The following is an 18239-nucleotide window of genomic DNA, read 5'->3' as shown; positions in this document are numbered from 1 at the left end:
TGAAAAATTTTAGAAACATAGAAAAAACTTCAAAAACTATTTACAATTTCATGTGTTTTATTACACAGTGATTACAAGAAAAAACACCTGCTCGTAAGCAGGCGTTTTTAAAGGATTTCATCTGGGTTTTGAGGATGATGATTTCCCTCTTTCTTTTCATCTTTTTGGAACATCGATTGAATTTTATCAATTGTTTGTGGAGCTAATTCAATCATTTTCTCTGCTAAATGTGTCGCATTTTGCAAATGAAGAATATTTACTCCATCTTTATTCACCACAAGAAATGCTACTGGTGTAATAGAAACACCACCCGCGCTACCGCCACCAAATGCAGGGTTACCGTTCGCTCTTTGTCCATCATTCGTTTGGAAATCAGAACCTCCTGCTCCAAAACCGAACGCTACTTTAGAAACCGTTAACACTACACCACCGTCAGCCGTTTGAACAGGCTCTCCAACAATCGTATTTACATCGACCATTTCTTTTAAATTTTCCATTGCCGCTTTCATTAATCCTTGAATTGGATGATCCACCGTTCATAACCTCCTTTGTCATATCTTTCCTAGTTTTTCCGAAAGTTTGTGAACTAAACATAAAATTTTATATTGCTTTCAAAAAAATTAAGTTGTAATATTTAGAAAAATAAAAAAAGAGGTCGATTCGTTATGATGCGAAAATTAACAAAGAAAGATCATGAACAAGTATTCGCTTACCTAAAAGAAGAAGCAGCCCTTAACTTGTTTATTATTGGAGATATTGAAGCTTTCGGTTATGACACAGATTTTCAAGAATTATGGGGCGTATTTAAAGAGAATGGAACATTAAAATCAATTCTACTCCGATTCCACGATTCATTTATACCCTATAGTAAAGAAGAACTTGTTACCACTGATTATGAGACAATTCTTTCCGCATATAAGCCGCTTAAACTCTCTGGTAAGTCAACTATTGTAGAAAGGTTTGAAACTGCTTCCAGTCTACAATTAGGCTCCAAAAATGAAATGTATTTTTGCGAATGTATAGATGCCGACAACTTGCCTAGTACGCCTGCCCAAGAAACAATTAAACTTGCCACACTAGATGATGTAGAGCGAATTATGCAATTAAGAAGTAGCATCGATGAATTCCCGACTGCTCATGAATCAGAAAAAATTTTAAGGCAAGCTCTCGAAACAAATACAGGACGTACATATTACATTGAAAAAGACGGTGCAATCATCGCATCCGCCTCTACTTCCGCTGAAAATTCATTATCTGCAATGGTTGTTGGCGTATGTACACACCCGAATTACCGCGGAAATGGATTTGCTTCACTCATATTACAAAAAATGATTCAAGACTTTACGAAAGAAAGCCGAACACTTTGCCTGTTTTATAACAATCCAACTGCTGGACGAATTTATAAACGATTAGGTTTTAAAGACATTGGAATGTGGACGATGTATCGATAATTAAAAGCCGATTTTAAATCGGCTTTTATACATATTGTGCTATTCCAGCTTCAAAAGCTTTCTTATCATTATTTTGACCTATTTCATTTATATAGACAGAGTTTATTTGCAATTCAGGATACAACCTTTTTAAATACGCAACATACTCATTTTCTTTTCTCATGCTTTCGCTTCTCCCGTTCAAACTATTATTCTCACTTCAAAGTCATAATGACCTGTCTTTCAACAAAACCAAACTGTTCGTACATCTCTTTTGCAAAATTTCCAGCAAATACATTCAAACGAATTTCTGAATAATTCTTTTGTAATTCCTTAATACCAGCCTCCATTAACTTTCTTGACAATCCTTTCCCGCGGTACTCTGGAAAAACATACAATTCGTATATAAACCCTAGTTTTTCATGAGAAAAATAGTCCTTATTTTCCCCTATTAATATCCAACCCATTACAACGTTTTCTTCTTTAACGACTAAATAATACGCTCCCTTTTCTACAATCGGCCTTGTAATTTCAATCGCTTTCTCTGTATTTAAACGACAATTTCCCCTCGTACCTTCAAAAAGCGATTGAGCTGCATATTGTATTATTTCGTCCGTTTCTTCCCGATTTGCCTTTTCTATCATTTTTTACAACTCTCCTCTTTAATAGGCATTAATATCGCTCGTTCAAGATCCTCCGCTTCCATAACAATTGCCATCAATCCCTTTTCTGTACTCGTTTCATGAAATTCACCCTTCTCCCAAAACACAGCTTGTCCCGCTTCCACCTTCACTTTTTCTTTATTTGCCCCGCATACATATCCTTCTCCGTCCACAATAAGAAGCAGTTGCGATACAACTGCTTCATGATATCCAATTATTCCATTCTCTTTTAAATGCATAGCACCGATATGTATATTCTCTTGATGGTTTACTATTTTCGACATTATGAAATTAGATTGAAATGCTGTAATTTGCTTTCCTACTTTTTCACTAAAATCAAAGATTTTCACTTCTAGTCCTCCTTATATGTATAAAACCATCCTTACTGTCTGCATCATATGTCCTTCAAAATCTTCTTCAAATTCTTCTAATTGTGCAAAACCTTTCGCTTCATAAAAACGTTTTCCTTTTTCATTCGCTGCTTCTACATGAATGTATAGTTTCCGAATTCCTTTTAATACTGTTAACCCTTTTTGTAATAAAGCACTTCCTATCCCTTTCCCTTGTTGATCTGGTAACAAATAAATTGCTCCTAATTCTGCTTCGTTTTGCAGCCTAACAGGTGAAAAATTTGCAAAGCCAATTACTTCTCCCTCTTCTTCTGCAACGAATAAATGTGTATTCTCAAGACGATATTTCATTTTTTCATCAGAATAAGCCTCGTCTAAAAAACTGTCTTGAATCTCTCTCGGAATAATGCCTTTGTATGTATCATGCCAAGCTATTTTCGCTACTGATTGTACAGCATGAATATCTTCTTGCTTCATTTCTCTAATTACATATGTCATCTCGATGTCTCCATTCTCTTTAAATTATATTCTGCTAATATACTAGAAGAAATGGCAGAACCATTTTCATAATTTACCTTAATTAATTTTAATTTCTCAATTGAAGCTGTTGCATGATCAAATTTTTCATAAATATATTCCATTACACGTAAAAACTGATTTGTATGTAATCTATTTGCAATCGTACAATGCGGAACCCACTTTCCCGGTACGTAATATGAATTTGGGTTGTCATGAAAATTGTTAAAATAATCATGATAAGAATGATGAAAATTTAACAATGTATCAGTAACAGTCGGTGCTAGAAAGACTGTTCCGTTAGTAGGAAAAATTCCAACAGAAGGAAAAGTCACTGGGTCCGTATTTTTTTGCATAACTACAAACTCCCCTAATTTCTCCTTATACAAATGAACATTTAACTCATTATAATCAGCTAACGTAATATGGGGTTCTCCTCCGGCTAATTGATCTGTGCCAATGATATTTGTTAATTCATTTTGCAATTCTGTAATTTTATTAGTAAATACACGATCAAATGTAGCAATAATAGCGTACATATCCCTTCACCCCTTTGTTACACATAGCGCTTCCCATTCTTCACGAATCATTCCCATTCGAATAGAGTCATAGTACGTTCCGTTATAATAACGGCATTTTCGCATTCTACCTTCTAAGCTCATTCCTATTTTCTCCGCCACTTTCATCATTCGTTCATTACCAGACCAAGTCGTGAGCCCTACTCTACCAATCTCCATCTTTTCAAATAGTAAATCCCGATATAACGTTAACGCTTCTGTACCGTAGCCGCCATTCCAGTAAGCCGGATTATAAATGACAATTCCCATCTCCAACCAACGCGTCGGTTTATACTCCCAATAAAATCCGACCGTCCCTATAACTTGACCGTTATGTTCTATAATTAAATTGGATAGCGGTTCTTCTTTTAAACGAGTTTGCATCTTTTCCTTATAGGCTGAGTATTGTTGCATCGAAAATGGAAAATACGGTGCATCCCATTTTTTCCATTCTGGATTTTCTTCTTTAAATACGAGGTTCCATAATGTTTTTATATCTGATTCTTCAATTGTACGAATTATTACTCTATCCCCTTTTATGATTACGCTTTTCATAATTTCCTCCTACACTCCTCTTTATTTCATATATAATTATAATGTTTTTTCTGAAAAATCAAAACAGATATCGTTTATTATATTGTATAATTTTGTTATAAGATACCAATTATTCATGTAGAAAGCTGGTGATTCAATGAATAATCGATTTAGTATTACTTTATTTCTCACTATTGTTACAACAAATATTATTCTCTATTTCTTCTTACCATCAAATATTGTTACGAAATGGGACTTCAATGGAACGCCTACATCAACAATGGATAAAGCTACTTTTGTTATCGTAAATATAATTATATGTTCCTTCGTATTCTTTTTATTTTTAGCTTTATCTAAAGCAGCGAGTAACCAGAAATTTCTCCATTTGATTAGCAACGCAATGTTACTATTCTTATTTTTTGTTGATATTGTCATTGCCCTTATCGCTCTTGGCTTTTCACTTCCTCTTGATTATTTCATATTTATAGCATTAGGGCTTTTATTTATATTACTAGGTTATTTCAGCTCCAAAATTGATACGAGTAAATCAACCGTTTCATTGGAATGGAATGATAAGCACCTTGAAAAAAGAGCTTCAAATATTTGTAGTATTTCAATGATGATAGCAGGTATTTTTCTAGCGGGGCTTCCATTTATCGTTTCTGCTCCATATAGAGGTTATGCTATACTAACAATTATTTTAGGAATGACGCTTGTCATTTTACCGAGTACGATTTATTTACTTATTAAAGATAGCAAGCAATCTACTTCTTAAAAAAAATAGGAGGTTACATCCCTCCTATTTCAGCTAAATATTTTCTTTTTCGTCTTTTCTATCTCAACTAAAATCCCTTTCTCTATCCAGCCTTCTACTCCATCTTTTTTAATTAAATCATATCCTGAGCAGCTACCATCAATGAGAGAAACAATATCCCCTTTTTTTACGCTTATTTGCGCACAAGATATATCCGTTTTCACTGTGTATTCACCTGAATCAAGTTGCCTAATATATTCATCTTTCACATAAAGTAATGTATTCGTTTCCCTTTGCCTGCATATTGTGTAATCTTGCTTCTTCTCCATAGGCTCTATGTAATAATGTGGATAGGTAACCCCGCCCTGCATTGTTGCATCGGCATGAAAATCTGCTATTACTTCATATTCTGGAAAACAGTCTACATATGTATAAGAAAACTTATCACTTGCACTTGTCCTCTGAATGATAAATGTATTTAATTGTCCTGCCTCTTTAATCGCATTTCCGCCGTCAATTGCTATAATCTTTTTCTCCTTATCAATAACTGGATTGTTAGACGGTGCCTTCTCTGAGTAGTTTACAACAGGCCAATGACCAACAACTACATACTTATTTGCTTTATGTGATTGATTGAAAAACTCCGGCATTGCTATCGCATTTTTTCGTTCTGTTTCTTTCCAATCCTCTCTATCTTCAAGGCCAGCATGTACAAAAATATAATCTTCCGTTTCAATCGCTGTTGGTAATTCTGTTAGCCACTGTATTTCTTTTGAGAAATGGCTCATTAATTTTGTTTTCAATTCACGGATATCACTCTCTTCATGAACGTTAATATTCAATTGCGCTAGCCATTCATTAAAAATTGTATTTTTTCGCGTACACAAATAATTTATTAAAGCAGGATTTTCATTTACAAGCGCTTCAACTATAACTTCACAATTCCCTTCAACAACATGAACATTTGAATTGTTCTTTACAATATTCATGACATAGTTTACGACGCCAATACTATTTCTTCCTTTCTCACAAAGATCACCATTAATAATTAAGTAATCCTCATCTTTAAAATTAACTTTATGTAGTAATTCCTTAAAAAGATCTAATTCTCCATGAATATCAGAAATAATGATGACTCTTACATCATTTGGTATAGATAATTCCTTTATTTTTTCCAAGTATAAACGCCCCTAACATTCTCTAAATTCAAGATTCCATTTTTAATTTCTAATATTCGACAAATCATATCGCTAGACCTGTCCCTAGCTCAAATCTGAAAAAGAAAATAGGTTCCACATATTTGTACATATGGAACCTACTTAATATTATAACGCTTTATAAAAAGAATAGCTTACCTTATTAAAGCCTTCTCTTTCATAAAAACGATGTGCATCAATTCTTGGAAACGCAGATGTAAGTACGATAGAACTACAACCTTTTTCTTTCCCCCATTTTTCTACATATGACAGCAGAACCTTACCATACCCTTTTGATCTGTGAGCTTCCGCAGTTACAAGGTCATACACAAAAACATGTTTCTCATTATAAAAATTCGTACAAATCGCTACACCAGCTAGACTAACAACTTCATTCTCTTCGTTACGCAGCGAAAATAGTTTGTAATTTTCTTCTTTCATTTTTTGAAATAAAGAACTTGCTTCTTCTCTTGAAAGTTTTGTTCGCAGCTGCTGTAATACGGGAAATACTTCATGTAAATCTGCCTCTGTTACTACTTCTTTAATATTCATTATGATTCTCTCCTTACTATTTATAAAATTTTCTAAATGTTATATCATCATTATAGAAAGCGACTGCCCTTAGTTTAAGTGACAGTTCTATTCTTTTTTATAAGGCCAATATAAAAAGGAGCGTCTACAAATGGATCTGACTATCCCATTAGTGTTACAAAATAAAACACCTATTTACTTACAAATTTACGAATATATGAAACGAGAAATCTCTCATGGATCACTACGTGCCGGTACACGTCTTCCTTCTCACAGAAATTTAGCTATGCAACTTACTGTAAGCCGTATTACAGTTGAATCCGCTTATCAACAATTACTAGCTGAAGGTTACGTAGAAAGCAAACCGAAACGCGGGATTTTTGTTGCGGAAGTAGATATTGATGTCATTCAAAAGAAACAACAAATTGCGTCAAGCAGTACTAACAATAAAGAAAAAGAACAATATGATTATGATTGTAGTCAAGGACTTATTGATCAAAAAGCTTTTCCCATAACAAACTGGAAAAGAGCGTTATACGAAACTTTATTTCAGTATGAAAATGAATTATTTGCTAAAGAAGATCCACAAGGTGAGCTCGTTCTACGAGAACATATTTCAAAGTATTTATATCATGCTCGCGGGGTACATTCTTCACCTGATCAAATTATTATTGGAGCAGGTACGCAGCCTCTTCTTTGGCTACTCCTTCAACTACTTGGTTCAAAAAAAGAATACGGAATCGAAAATCCTGGATTTCACCGTATACCTGCTATGATTCAAAGTTGTGGCCTTCCTGTTCACCCGATCCCTTTAGACGATAAAGGGATTCATATTTCCGCTTTACGTGAATCCGGTTCCAATGTGACATATGTCACTCCATCTCACCAATTTCCACTCGGAATCATTATGCCATTATCTAGAAGACTCGAGTTATTAAAATGGGCGAATGATTGTAATGGTTATATTATTGAAGATGATTACGACGGGGAATTTCGCTATATAGGAAAACCTATTCCTTCTTTACAAGGGCTAGATTCAAATGAACGTGTTATTTATATGGGAACTTTCTCGAAATCTTTTTTACCTTCTTTACGAATGGGATATATCGTTTTACCACCTCATCTTTTAAAAGTCTATAAAGAACTTGGTGGTATGTTTAAACAAACGGTTTCTACCATGCAACAACTTACCTTCGCCACCTTTATTCAAAATGGGGATTGGGAACGTCATCTTAACCGAAGTCGTACGTTATATAAAAGAAAACATATTTCTTTGATTAAATCTATTAAAAGCGAAATGGGAAATAACGTGCATATACTCGGTGAACAATCCGGACTTCATATTGTACTTCACGTTCATAACGGGATGAATGAACATGAACTTATTCATGCAGCTGCAAAACAACGTATTAAGTTATACCCTCTCTCGACATACGATTCTGTTCATAATGTAAGGGAGGAATCATATGTATTGCTCGGTTTTGGCAGTATTCGAGAGGAGTGTATTGAAACTGTTGTCAAATTACTAAAAAAAGCGTGGTTCCCTAAATAAAAATAGCTCCACATAAGTTACACTTACGTGGAGCTATTTTTATTTACTATTTTTCCGATCTCGCTGCCCTTCCCGGACGTTTGACACCAGTTGTTTCTGTTGAATAAGACGCTTCAATTATAGCAGTTGGATCTACAGAGAGAACGAGATCTTTCATTTTCGGATAAATGAAACGGTTTGTAATACAATAAATGATTCTCTTATGTTCTCCTAAAAAACCACCTTCTCCATGTAGATACGTAACGGATAATTGCAATTCTTTCATAAGTAGATCGCCTATTTCTTTATTTTTACCAGAAATAATCATAACGCTCTTTCCTTGATTAATGCCATCTAATATGAAATCAATCATCTTCGTAACAATATAGAAAATTGCTAATGAGAACATCGCTTGTTCAATTGAGAATAAAATGGCAACAAAGATGAAAATAACCGCATTTACTGCAAGTAAAAATGTACTAATCGGCACTTTAAAATGTTTATTCATCCAAACAGCTAACATTTCTGATCCGTCAATTGCTCCACCCATTTTTACTACAATCCCTACACCAACACCAAATAGAACTCCTCCATAAAGAACAATTAACAATTCAGAAGTTGTAATTGCTGGAAATGGTTTCAAATAAATCAATCCGAGTGTTGTCACAACATTTGCATAGGACGTACGGATAAAGAACTTCTTTCCCATTACTTTTGCAGTAAATAATAAAATCGGGATATTAATCCCTAAGAATACTCCATAAAGCGGCAATCCTGCAACTTTATTCGCCATAATAGCAATGGCTGTTACCCCGCCATCTACTAATCCATTAGGCGCTAAAATAAGCTCTAATGAACCTGCTACAATAATTGAGCCAATTGTTAATAATACGTATTCAAATACTTTCTTCATTCATTACCCCCAAAACTTATATATTTTCTTAGTATTATTTTAACGTAATTTCTCTACTAATACAAAGATATCAGTTTATATACACAAAAGTTTCACCTTTATAGTGATTTTTATGTAATTTTTTATTGAAGCACACTTACCCATTGTAGTAAGTGTGCCTCAAACATTTATTTAAGTTTCAAGTACGAATTCATTTTCATTTTAAATATTTCATCAACTGCCCTTTTATATCCACCAGCCTTTCGAAGTGACTCTCCAACTTTACGACTATTTTCCTTAAACGTTACATCATACATTACTTTCTTTACAGTCTCACGTAACAATTCAGAAGTTAATTCTTTACGATTAAGCCTTATTCCTGCCCCTACTTCATTCACTCGTTTCGCAACTAAAGGCTGATCTCCTGTTACCGGAATTACAACTAACGGGACACCGTAATATAGTGCTTCACTCGAACTATTCATACCACCGTGTGTCACGAATACATCAGCATGCTGTAATACTTCTAATTGTGGCACATAATTATACAACTTAAAGTTATTCGGAATGTTTTCAAACTGACTTATATTTATCTTCTTACCAACAACTAATACGACTGTCGCTTCTACCCCTTTAAACGCTTCAAAACATTTTTCATATAACTCAGGTTGTTCATTAAAAACTGTTCCCATAGAAATAAAAATCAATTTTTCACCTTTTAAATCTTCCATAGGAAAGCTACCTACTTCTTTTCGAGTAGCAATTGATGGACCGACAAACTTATACGATTCATCGAATACATCTGAACGTGGTTGATATTCTTTTGAAGTATACACAATCGTAATATCACCAGGATGGTTCATAATATCATACATACTATTACATTTCATTCCATACTGTTTGTTCCATTTTTCCATTCCCGCTAAACAAGATTGATACAATGGATTCATTTCATCTACTTCTCTTGATTCATGTTCATCGTTAAAAGTAATGTACTGATTAAAAGCAAACGTTGTACAAGAAGAAACACTAGGTACTTTTAAAACATTGGCTATAATACGTCCTACTGGAAAATGATTATCATATATCAAATAATCGTACTTTTCCCCTTTTGTTTCTTCTACAATTTGAGTAACAATACGTTCTGATGCTTCCATCATATGAGACAGCATCGTCAAAGGACTCCCACCTTCATTTACTCGCTCCATAATATTAATTTGAGAGAGGAAATTCTCAAACACTCGGAATTTTGCACCCGTTGCTTCAATCTTCTTTTTATAATCTTCAATACAATACGAAACAACTGTCTCCCCTCGCCGAACTAACTCACTTACAATAGCTAAAGTCGGATTTATATGACCTTCTCCAGGGAAATTTATTACGAGTACATTTGCCATCATCTTCTCTCCTATCTAATATAATTAATAATTAATTATATTAATTAATTTAAAACTATTATAAAGGAATCTATTCTACTTCTTCATATTTTTCTCTTCATTTTATTATTGAGAAATATTTTTCATAACCTACGTTATACTCCTATAGAAAGTGAGCTTAACTCTTCATTTACTGAAAAATATGAGATTTATATTTGGGTATTTTTACAGATTTATCATTAGAAACATTATTTTGATAATTCATACAAAAGTAGAAAAATATAATTTTCACACTGATTTCTCACCGTAAATTTATTTAAGTTCTATGTTGCCCCTATCATTATCCACTTCGTACACATTCTGTTATATAATGAATTTATAGAATTTACAGAAAAAGGAGCGATTTCATGCTACAACAACTATTCGTTTCCCCTATTTTATCTGTTCAAACTTTACATCCGGGTTATGAAGACCATGCAAGCGATGTGTTTCTCGTCCAAACAGAAGATGAAGAAGTCATCGTTCGTTCTTCTAAAATGAATGAAGAGCCAAATAATGATTTTTGGTGGGGATGTAAAAACCTATTCGGAATTGATCCAAGGAACGTCCATCATTTAAAACTTATACACGAATTATTGAAAAAGCATACTAACTTGCCCATCCCCACTATTTTGCAAAAACATGTTTTAAATGGCCGGAAGTTTGTTAGTGTCGAAAAACTAACAGGAAATACGCTACAATCCTTTATCGGACAATCTGATTCAATTTTATTCAGCCTTGGAAAAGGACTAGCAGAAATTCATTCGTTTCAAGCAAAGTTTATAGGAAACCCATCAGGTACTTTCCAAGTTTCACTAGAAGAATTTAAGTCTCACATATTAAAAGTCAGTAAAGAACTTGTAAATAGGTTTTATTCCGATAATGCGAGCATCCGTAACGCATTCTCTACTTTTGAACAACAACTTTCTTCCTTACCGGTACCAAAGGAAGCAACGCTCGTTTTAATTGATATGGACCCTACTCAGTTTTTATCAGATGGTACAACTATTACAGGTTTAGTAGATACAGAAGCTTATGCAATTGCTCCTCGAGAGTTTGATTTTATCGGGCTAGAATATGTACTTACCGAAAAAGAAGCGCGTGCCTTTAAAAGTGGTTACGAAACAATTATGCCTATTCCTCAACTTGAAAGGTGTAGACAGCCTTACCGTTATTTATACCGACTGTTGTCTGTTCAAGGGAGTGTGGAATTAGAAAAGTGGTTAAGTCACCCATCCTATTTTTAAATATGAATGTGAGGGATTATGAAATGGAAATTCAGAAAAAGTGGTCTTTAACAGAATGTGAAATACAACAAATGAAGGATTTAGCTCATATTTGCGGGCAACACGATCGAATTGATTATTCGTCAGATTTACATATAAACTTTTTAACTGCCCGTAATAAAGAAGAGATAAATGATTTTCTATTTTATGACGATACAAAATTAGTCGGTGCATTAAGTATGTATGGCTTTGAAAGACCTACTAAACTTGAGTTAATAGGCTTTGTTCATCCGAACTATAGGAAACAACGTATAGGTACTACTCTTTTACAAACCGCAATGAAAGAAATACGATTAAGAGGGGCAGACGAAGCTCTTCTTATTATGAATGGGGAGTCTGCTTCTGGGAAAGAATTTGCAATACATATGGAGCTGCCTTATTTACATAGTGAATATAGTATGGAGTTCAAAGGAAAAGAAGTTCAAAAAACAACGAAGAATGCTATACAGCTTACTCTTGCATCTTCAAAATCACTTCTTGATCTTATTGAGCTTTCTAGTAAAGCGTTTGGAGATTCAGTAGAAAATACCGCTACATGGTTACAAAAGATGATGAATTCATCTTCCCATCAAGTTTACAGCGTCCTTATCGATGAAAAAGTGATAGGAACAATTACAGTTTCTAAAGAAGACCAATCTACTACACTATCAGGATTCGCCGTTCACCCTTCTTATCAAGGGAAAGGATACGGTAAAGATATTCTTAAGTCTATGATACATACCCTTATTACAAAAGGAGTTTCAACAATTAAATTAGACGTCGAAACGAAAAATAAAAATGCTTTAAAACTATATACACAATGTGGTTTTGAAATGAAAGCGAAGCATGACTATTATAATGTAAAGAATTTCGGGGTAAATACATATGTCTAAAAAACTAATTTATTCTAATTATGATATTTTCGCATCCATTTATAATAAACATTGGGGGCATTATGCTGAACATGCCTATCTACTTTTGGAAAAACTCGTTTTACAATATGCACCACCACATTCTCATCTTTTAGATCTTTGCTGCGGGGCTGGTCACCTTACTAAGAAATTGATTGATAATTCTTTTGTAGTAACTGGTATAGATGGTTCTGCTCAAATGATTGAATACGCACGTCAAAACGCTCCAGACGCAACCTTTATCGTCGATGATGCTCGTTATTTCAATATAAATAAACAATTCCACTATGTTATCTCTACTGGTGATAGCTTAAACCACATTTTAAAATTAGATGAATTAATAACTGTTTTTCGTAATGTTTATTCCGTATTACATAGCGAAGGTACATTCGTATTTGATATGAATATGGAAAAAGGTTTTCTAGAAAACTGGAGCGCGTCCTTTCACATTTCAGAAACGGAATATGTTTGTACAATCGATTCTACATATGATAATGACAATAAAAAAGCAGTCATGAACTTTATACTATTTCAACATGACATAGATAATAATTGGACAAGAAGTGACTTTTCTTTTGAAGAAGCTTGTTATTCCAATGAAGAAATAATATTTTCATTGGAATCCGTAGGTTTTAAGAACATTCAATCACACGGTACTAATAGGGCATTTTTTATTTGTCAAAAATAAAAAAACTGAATCATAACGATTCAGTTTTTTCTTAGTATATTTACAACAGCAGTTGTTTCATTATTTTCTTTATACACACGTGGAATTCTTCTATCTAACATACATGTAACTTCATAGTTAATTGTACCTAACATATCCGCTATTTCTTCTACTGCGATGTTTTCTTCGCCTTGTTTACCGTAGAATACTACTTCGTCTCCCACTTGTACAGGCATTGCTTTTGAAACGTCTAACATGAGCTGATCCATACAAACACGGCCAATAACAGGTACTCGAACTCCATTTATTAATGCATGCCCTTTATTAGATAACTGACGATTATAACCATCAGCATAACCAATCGGTACAGTGGCAATCCATTCTTCACCAGTCGTTACATACGTATTCCCATAACTTACACCGCGATTTTTCTTCGCATGCTTAATATGGGCTACTTTTGATTTTAACGACAACGCAGGCTGCAGAGAAACAACTGAATGATCTACCTCTTTTGAAGGATACATTCCATAAATTCCGATACCTACACGAACCATATTTTGAAATGTATTGCTAAGTTCCATTGAACCTGCACTATTTGAACTATGAATATATGGAATATGAATTCCTAATTCTTTTGCTGTATTGACAGCTTTCTCAAATAAACTTGTTTGCATATTCGTATATGATTTATCGATTTCATCTGCCGTAGAGTAATGTGTAAACATTCCTACTACCTCTACATACTCCATACGTTTTAATTCTTCTAAAAATGGTTTAACCTCTTCTTCCTGTAAACCAATGCGACTCATTCCTGTATCAATTTTCACCTGAATTTGCGCTTTCTTTTGAAGACGTTTTGCGATTTCATTTATACCTTGTAAATCTTCACTTCTATAAACAGTCATCATAACGTCATATTGAATTGCTTCTTCCGCAGCCGCTACTGATGTATAGCCTAAAATTAAAATCGGCACGTTAATTCCTGCTTCTCTTAACTCTATCGCTTCATCTACAAATGCGACTGCAAGCTGATTTATTCCTGCTTCAATAGCAGCTTTTGCAACTTCAACTGCCCCATGACCATACCCATTCGCTTTTACAGCAGCCATCATTGTAATATTTTCATCATTCACACGTTTTTTAAATTCTTTTACATTATGTTTTACTGCATTTAAGTCAACTTCAACAATTGTATCTCTTCCATATTTCAAACTCATTGGTCTAACTCCTAACTCAATAATTGCATTCCATTCTATTTCACGTTTCATATGACCTTTTACAATATAATACTTTTCAATATGCTAGTCAAACTACTAGAATTTTCGGAATTTTGAGCATGATATAATACCCTCAAGAAACTATTATATACGTAGAAGAGGAGAATTACAATGTTTGTACAATCTGCATTACACCAACTACAAGTTGCTGTTGATACTTCTATTCGAATGCTTAACCGATATAAAGAAGACGAATTAAAAATACAACCAATTCACTCGAAGCGATCATTATTTGAAATGTGTGCACATCTTTCTCTTATTTGCCATGCTGATTTACTCATTTTAAATGGTATTACAGAAAAAGAGCTACATACTTTCTATAAAGAACAAACACCCGAAACAATTATGCAAATACAACAAACGATGATACATGGCTACGATTTACTTTCTAAAACTTTTTTATCTTATTCCAATGAACAATTAGCAGAAATTAAGACTGCTTATTGGGGTATTTCTTATTCACGCTTTGAATGGTTGCTAGAAATTGTTACACACTTTTATCATCATCGTGGACAAGTTCATATTTTACTATGTGAGCATATAAAAGATCCTAACATACCTTTATTTCAATAAAGGTATGTTAGACGATATGAAACTTCTCTAAGGCAAATAAAATACCACCTTCACTCGCCTTCTTTGTAACAAAATCAGCTCTTGTTTTTAACTCTTCTCCAGCATTCCCCATCGCAATACCTAATTCTACATACTGCAACATCTCAATATCATTTCTACCGTCGCCGAAAGCAATGGCTTCTGATTTGCAAATGTTTAGGTGTTCTAATACCTTTTGAATTGCAGTTACCTTTGATACTTTATTATCTTCCAACACATTCATAACGTAACCGTGAAAACGTTCAAACGTAAGTGCTGGATATCTTTCAAGAAATTTTTGAGCTTCTATTTCATCTGCATACAGACATAAACAATAGATTTCTTCTGACAAATCTCTGCTTTTTTCTGGATACTTCTCTAAATTCAACGTCTCGCTAAGCGCTTGCATTACACGCTCATTATCCGAGGCTATTCCGTTCATTGCAAAATCCTCGGTAAAATAAGAAATACCGTGACCATGTAATTCTGCAAACTCTGAGATATCATGAACGATTTCACTTGAAAGTACTGATTTATGTAGAACCGTTTCCTCACACTTAATATGTGCACCATTTGCAGAAATAATTGTATGTATGCCCAGCTCTTTAAATTGTGAACATAAGCTATATGGTCTCCCAGTAGTAACAACTACGTGAATCCCTTTTTCTATTAATCTTTGTATTGCTTCTTTTGTGCTTTCATGCATACTTCTATCAATTTCGCTTAAAAGCGTACCGTCAACATCAAAAAATACTACTTTGTACATAGATCTTTACATCCCGTCCAAATGATTCGTATCATTAATAAAATGTACTGTTTTTTGTTCGCCATCAATTTCAATTAAGCTTATTCCCGTATCTCCCATTTTAAAATAATAGTCCATTGAAATGGGCATTTTGAAAAACGCACGTAATAGACTATTTATTACACCACCATGTGCAACAATTGCAATTCGGTCATACGTATTCTCCGTCACGATTTTAGAAAAGATGCCTTCTATTCTCATTCTAAATTCAATAAATGATTCCCCGTTTTCAAAACGATCATGGAGGAACTTTGGCTCTGGGCATTTCTTTGCTTCTTCAAACGAAAGACCTGCTTGCACTCCATTATTGAACTCCATTAATTCCTCTTCTAATTGAATTGGACACCCAATTCCTTCCGCTAATGTTTCACCCGTTTCACGAGCACGTTTTAATGTACTTGCCCAAATGAAATCTGGCGGAAAATCTGCTTTCACTTTCTGTACAAGCCTTTGCACTTGCTGCCTTCCCTTTTCTGTCAATTCAAAATCAGCTCGTCCTTCATGTACGTTTAAGATATCAGCTTCTGATTCTCCGTGGCGTATTAGCAGTATTTGCATGTATTCTCCACTCCTCTATTTAACATTCGCAAAATTCAATTATATCACACTCTGAATTTTTTATAAAAAAAATAGATTGCTTTAACAATTGTTCAATCCCTTTTAGTTAAGGCGTTATTTCCCTTAACAATTCCATGTACTCTAGACTTATAATTCTTTCAAAAGTGACATAGAAAAAAGTCCTATCCATACGTATAGGACTCTTTTGTCTATTAAAATTCAGCTTGAGCTGTCTTCATCAATTGGGCTTTATAAGATACAATCCCTTTTCCTTCTGTCGCACTTTTCTGTTCACTTTTGAGTTCGATTGTTGCATCCTCACCGTTAATAACTAATATTCCAGTGCCTTTTGTACCGATATCATCTGTCCAAGCAAATATCCAAGTTGTTTCATTTTGTTTTGTAGCCTGTGTTTCGAACATACCGGTAAGTGTATTATTTAGGCGCTGTTCTACATACAGCGTAGCTTTATCTACTTTCGGATTAGATTCAGTAGTTCCCCATGTTTGAATGAATACACTTACCTGATTTTCACTGTTACTATCAACAGGATCGAAGAAGGCCTTTAGTGATTCTGATTGTTCCGTATTGTTTTTAGTGCCATCATTTGGGTTATTTTCATCCGGTTGACTTACTCCTGCGCTGCTATCAGAACTTGGCATTGCTTGTTTTGCTCTCTCTTCCTCCATTGCTTTTTCTGACGATCTTGTTAGGACAATTGGGTAATCCCCTTGAGTAATGCGTATTTTATCCTTACTAAGTTTTTCTAGCTTAAATTCTAAAGCTGGTTCTTGATGCGTACCAGGATACATAAATGTATATTCCGGTTTCCCTGAAAAAACATTTTTTTGTATATTTGTAAACTTCACTACCGCTGTGTAGTCCGTTTCATATAAAGCCATTGCAGAAACTTCAATTATATTTTGACCTTTTTCAACTATCTTATAGAAATATGTTTTATCCTTTTCACTCTGCCACATTCCTTTTAGCCCTTTTGTTGCATCTGAGGCATAATCCTTAATTGTGATAGGTATCTTTCTTGTTAATTCTCCATTATGCTTTTTATTTTTATAACTAACTTCAATTTCCACACTTATTTTTGAAGGTGACTCGTTTGCAATGATATTCACTTGCCCACTTTCGGTTATTTTCACCTTAGCAACATTTTCATCTTTTGATTTAACCGATAGAAATTCTTTTTCAGCCGCCCCTAAGTTTATCGTATTTTCTTTTGCTGTTCCTTCATCGTATAACCTTAAGGATACATTAATGTTTTTTTCTTCACCAGGCTTCAGTGATACTTCACTGAAATTTGCAATAAGTTCCTTGGCTATTATACTTGCATCCGCTTTTTCCACATTCACATTTGTTTTTTGTTCTTCTTTCTTCGGTTCTGTTTGTTTCTTTTCAGTTTGTTGTCGCTCTGTATTCGTTTTTGCCCCTTGTAATTGATACAGAAAAAATACAGATATACACACAATCATAATTCCTATCAAAATAATAATTCCCTTTTTCACAAGCTCCCCTCAATTCTATAATACTGAATAACTTTGCTTTCTTTTCTACTTTTGATAACTATTTATATATAAAATTGACTAATTCATTTAAAATATATTACAAATCAGAAACATATAAAACGTTTATTTCGAATATTTTTTACTTCTCCTCAAAAAGCAGATATAAAATAAATTGAAACTTTAATCAGTAGGGGTTTTCTTCATCCCCACTGATTATTAGTTGAACCAATTGGGCTTTAATGGGCAGTTGATCCCCCACCTTACTTCTTTGTTTTCGCTG

22 protein-coding genes are annotated in these 18239 nt (G+C 34.0%); 7 read left to right on the top strand and 15 right to left on the bottom strand.

Features of this window, described 5'->3' with window-relative positions:
• Positions 1 to 107: 107 nt before the first annotated feature.
• Positions 108 to 533: a GerW family sporulation protein gene (gene ytfJ / locus MR147_RS02790; RefSeq protein ID WP_000349987.1), complete on the bottom strand. Its 426-nt coding sequence runs from the start codon at positions 531 to 533 to the stop codon at positions 108 to 110.
• Positions 534 to 665: 132 nt separating this feature from the next.
• Between ytfJ and MR147_RS02785 the strand changes: the two genes are divergently transcribed.
• Complete coding sequence (locus tag MR147_RS02785) at positions 666 to 1451, top strand: GNAT family N-acetyltransferase (RefSeq protein ID WP_000984765.1); 786 nt, start codon at positions 666 to 668, stop codon at positions 1449 to 1451.
• A 25-nt stretch (positions 1452 to 1476) separates the two neighbouring features.
• On the opposite strand, the gene MR147_RS02780 is transcribed toward MR147_RS02785, so the two are convergent.
• The 6 genes from MR147_RS02780 to MR147_RS02755 are packed head-to-tail and all read right to left on the bottom strand — an operon-like array spanning position 1477 to position 4070.
• Entirely contained in the window at positions 1477 to 1614 is a 138-nt protein-coding gene (locus MR147_RS02780) for a kanamycin kinase (protein WP_098214794.1), read from the bottom strand.
• A gap of 31 nt (positions 1615 to 1645) precedes the next feature.
• Positions 1646 to 2074: a GNAT family N-acetyltransferase gene (locus tag MR147_RS02775; protein ID WP_242303616.1), complete on the bottom strand. Its 429-nt coding sequence runs from the start codon at positions 2072 to 2074 to the stop codon at positions 1646 to 1648.
• Positions 2071 to 2442 (bottom strand): cupin domain-containing protein, encoded by a 372-nt coding sequence (locus tag MR147_RS02770; protein ID WP_242303615.1) that lies wholly within the window; start codon positions 2440 to 2442, stop codon positions 2071 to 2073. The genes MR147_RS02775 and MR147_RS02770 overlap by 4 nt, the downstream gene beginning before the upstream one ends.
• A gap of 12 nt (positions 2443 to 2454) precedes the next feature.
• On the bottom strand, positions 2455 to 2940 hold the full coding sequence (locus tag MR147_RS02765; RefSeq protein WP_042511410.1) for a GNAT family N-acetyltransferase: 486 nt from the start codon (positions 2938 to 2940) through the stop codon (positions 2455 to 2457).
• Positions 2937 to 3497: a 2'-5' RNA ligase family protein gene (locus tag MR147_RS02760; protein ID WP_242303614.1), complete on the bottom strand. Its 561-nt coding sequence runs from the start codon at positions 3495 to 3497 to the stop codon at positions 2937 to 2939. The genes MR147_RS02765 and MR147_RS02760 overlap by 4 nt, the downstream gene beginning before the upstream one ends.
• 6 nt (positions 3498 to 3503) lie before the next feature.
• Complete coding sequence (locus MR147_RS02755; RefSeq protein WP_242303613.1) at positions 3504 to 4070, bottom strand: GNAT family N-acetyltransferase; 567 nt, start codon at positions 4068 to 4070, stop codon at positions 3504 to 3506.
• A 136-nt stretch (positions 4071 to 4206) separates the two neighbouring features.
• Between MR147_RS02755 and MR147_RS02750 the strand changes: the two genes are divergently transcribed.
• Positions 4207 to 4824, top strand: coding sequence for a DUF1648 domain-containing protein (locus tag MR147_RS02750; protein WP_242303612.1), 618 nt, complete (start codon positions 4207 to 4209; stop codon positions 4822 to 4824).
• A gap of 29 nt (positions 4825 to 4853) precedes the next feature.
• Here the strand turns inward: MR147_RS02750 and MR147_RS02745 are convergent, their stop codons facing one another.
• A complete protein-coding gene (locus MR147_RS02745) occupies positions 4854 to 5981 on the bottom strand; it encodes a metallophosphoesterase (protein WP_242303611.1) in 1128 nt (375 codons plus the stop codon).
• 147 nt (positions 5982 to 6128) lie between these two features.
• A complete protein-coding gene (locus MR147_RS02740; protein WP_074610608.1) occupies positions 6129 to 6551 on the bottom strand; it encodes a GNAT family N-acetyltransferase in 423 nt (140 codons plus the stop codon).
• A gap of 130 nt (positions 6552 to 6681) precedes the next feature.
• On the opposite strand from MR147_RS02740, the gene pdxR reads away from it, so the two are divergent.
• The gene (gene pdxR, locus MR147_RS02735; protein WP_242303610.1) at positions 6682 to 8082 is read left to right on the top strand and encodes a MocR-like pyridoxine biosynthesis transcription factor PdxR; all 1401 of its coding nucleotides are present in this window, start codon (positions 6682 to 6684) and stop codon (positions 8080 to 8082) included.
• A gap of 46 nt (positions 8083 to 8128) precedes the next feature.
• Here the strand turns inward: pdxR and MR147_RS02730 are convergent, their stop codons facing one another.
• Complete coding sequence (locus MR147_RS02730; protein ID WP_000755131.1) at positions 8129 to 8974, bottom strand: YitT family protein; 846 nt, start codon at positions 8972 to 8974, stop codon at positions 8129 to 8131.
• Positions 8975 to 9141: 167 nt separating this feature from the next.
• Positions 9142 to 10350 carry a macrolide family glycosyltransferase gene (locus MR147_RS02725; protein WP_074610603.1) on the bottom strand — a complete coding sequence of 403 codons (1209 nt, stop codon included), beginning with the start codon at positions 10348 to 10350 and terminating at the stop codon, positions 9142 to 9144.
• A gap of 386 nt (positions 10351 to 10736) precedes the next feature.
• On the opposite strand from MR147_RS02725, the gene MR147_RS02720 reads away from it, so the two are divergent.
• Genes MR147_RS02720 through MR147_RS02710 form a run of 3 tightly spaced genes read left to right on the top strand, consistent with a single transcriptional unit; the run spans position 10737 to position 13232 of the window.
• Positions 10737 to 11615: a protein kinase family protein gene (locus MR147_RS02720; protein ID WP_242303609.1), complete on the top strand. Its 879-nt coding sequence runs from the start codon at positions 10737 to 10739 to the stop codon at positions 11613 to 11615.
• A gap of 23 nt (positions 11616 to 11638) precedes the next feature.
• Entirely contained in the window at positions 11639 to 12526 is an 888-nt protein-coding gene (locus MR147_RS02715; RefSeq protein WP_074610599.1) for a GNAT family N-acetyltransferase, read from the top strand.
• Positions 12519 to 13232: a class I SAM-dependent methyltransferase gene (locus MR147_RS02710; RefSeq protein ID WP_074610596.1), complete on the top strand. Its 714-nt coding sequence runs from the start codon at positions 12519 to 12521 to the stop codon at positions 13230 to 13232. The genes MR147_RS02715 and MR147_RS02710 overlap by 8 nt, the downstream gene beginning before the upstream one ends.
• A 20-nt stretch (positions 13233 to 13252) precedes the next feature.
• Here the strand turns inward: MR147_RS02710 and alr are convergent, their stop codons facing one another.
• The gene (alr, locus tag MR147_RS02705) at positions 13253 to 14428 is read right to left on the bottom strand and encodes an alanine racemase (RefSeq protein ID WP_074610614.1); all 1176 of its coding nucleotides are present in this window, start codon (positions 14426 to 14428) and stop codon (positions 13253 to 13255) included.
• A 171-nt stretch (positions 14429 to 14599) separates the two neighbouring features.
• On the opposite strand from alr, the gene MR147_RS02700 reads away from it, so the two are divergent.
• Entirely contained in the window at positions 14600 to 15061 is a 462-nt protein-coding gene (locus MR147_RS02700; protein WP_074610594.1) for a DinB family protein, read from the top strand.
• Between the two features lie 7 nt (positions 15062 to 15068).
• Here the strand turns inward: MR147_RS02700 and MR147_RS02695 are convergent, their stop codons facing one another.
• The 3 genes from MR147_RS02695 to MR147_RS02685 form a co-directional block, all read right to left on the bottom strand.
• Positions 15069 to 15845 carry a Cof-type HAD-IIB family hydrolase gene (locus tag MR147_RS02695; RefSeq protein ID WP_074610591.1) on the bottom strand — a complete coding sequence of 259 codons (777 nt, stop codon included), beginning with the start codon at positions 15843 to 15845 and terminating at the stop codon, positions 15069 to 15071.
• 6 nt (positions 15846 to 15851) lie between these two features.
• Positions 15852 to 16442, bottom strand: coding sequence for a histidine phosphatase family protein (locus tag MR147_RS02690; RefSeq protein ID WP_074610588.1), 591 nt, complete (start codon positions 16440 to 16442; stop codon positions 15852 to 15854).
• A gap of 212 nt (positions 16443 to 16654) precedes the next feature.
• Positions 16655 to 17959 carry a hypothetical protein gene (locus MR147_RS02685; RefSeq protein ID WP_242303608.1) on the bottom strand — a complete coding sequence of 435 codons (1305 nt, stop codon included), beginning with the start codon at positions 17957 to 17959 and terminating at the stop codon, positions 16655 to 16657.
• Positions 17960 to 18239 lie beyond the last annotated feature (280 nt).

This window comes from Bacillus cereus group sp. BfR-BA-01350 (assembly GCF_022663775.1).
Lineage (GTDB): Bacteria > Bacillota > Bacilli > Bacillales > Bacillaceae_G > Bacillus_A > Bacillus_A paranthracis.
This window is presented reverse-complemented; position numbering and strand designations above follow the sequence as displayed.

Excerpts from the sequence above, each read along its gene's own strand:
- MR147_RS02690 (WP_074610588.1), bottom strand. The coding sequence starts at position 16,442 with ATGCAAATACTGCTAATACGCCACGGAGAATCAGAAGCTGATATCTTA.
- MR147_RS02700 (WP_074610594.1), top strand. The coding sequence starts at position 14,600 with ATGTTTGTACAATCTGCATTACACCAACTACAAGTTGCTGTTGATACT.
- MR147_RS02750 (WP_242303612.1), top strand. The coding sequence starts at position 4,207 with ATGAATAATCGATTTAGTATTACTTTATTTCTCACTATTGTTACAACA.
- MR147_RS02720 (WP_242303609.1), top strand. The coding sequence starts at position 10,737 with ATGCTACAACAACTATTCGTTTCCCCTATTTTATCTGTTCAAACTTTA.
- MR147_RS02765 (WP_042511410.1), bottom strand. The coding sequence starts at position 2,940 with ATGACATATGTAATTAGAGAAATGAAGCAAGAAGATATTCATGCTGTA.
- MR147_RS02760 (WP_242303614.1), bottom strand. The coding sequence starts at position 3,497 with ATGTACGCTATTATTGCTACATTTGATCGTGTATTTACTAATAAAATT.
- MR147_RS02740 (WP_074610608.1), bottom strand. The coding sequence starts at position 6,551 with ATGAATATTAAAGAAGTAGTAACAGAGGCAGATTTACATGAAGTATTT.
- MR147_RS02780 (WP_098214794.1), bottom strand. The coding sequence starts at position 1,614 with ATGAGAAAAGAAAATGAGTATGTTGCGTATTTAAAAAGGTTGTATCCT.
- MR147_RS02755 (WP_242303613.1), bottom strand. The coding sequence starts at position 4,070 with ATGAAAAGCGTAATCATAAAAGGGGATAGAGTAATAATTCGTACAATT.
- MR147_RS02775 (WP_242303616.1), bottom strand. The coding sequence starts at position 2,074 with ATGATAGAAAAGGCAAATCGGGAAGAAACGGACGAAATAATACAATAT.
- pdxR (WP_242303610.1), top strand. The coding sequence starts at position 6,682 with ATGGATCTGACTATCCCATTAGTGTTACAAAATAAAACACCTATTTAC.
- MR147_RS02785 (WP_000984765.1), top strand. The coding sequence starts at position 666 with ATGATGCGAAAATTAACAAAGAAAGATCATGAACAAGTATTCGCTTAC.
- MR147_RS02725 (WP_074610603.1), bottom strand. The coding sequence starts at position 10,350 with ATGGCAAATGTACTCGTAATAAATTTCCCTGGAGAAGGTCATATAAAT.
- alr (WP_074610614.1), bottom strand. The coding sequence starts at position 14,428 with ATGAGTTTGAAATATGGAAGAGATACAATTGTTGAAGTTGACTTAAAT.
- MR147_RS02710 (WP_074610596.1), top strand. The coding sequence starts at position 12,519 with ATGTCTAAAAAACTAATTTATTCTAATTATGATATTTTCGCATCCATT.
- MR147_RS02695 (WP_074610591.1), bottom strand. The coding sequence starts at position 15,845 with ATGTACAAAGTAGTATTTTTTGATGTTGACGGTACGCTTTTAAGCGAA.
- MR147_RS02715 (WP_074610599.1), top strand. The coding sequence starts at position 11,639 with ATGGAAATTCAGAAAAAGTGGTCTTTAACAGAATGTGAAATACAACAA.
- MR147_RS02730 (WP_000755131.1), bottom strand. The coding sequence starts at position 8,974 with ATGAAGAAAGTATTTGAATACGTATTATTAACAATTGGCTCAATTATT.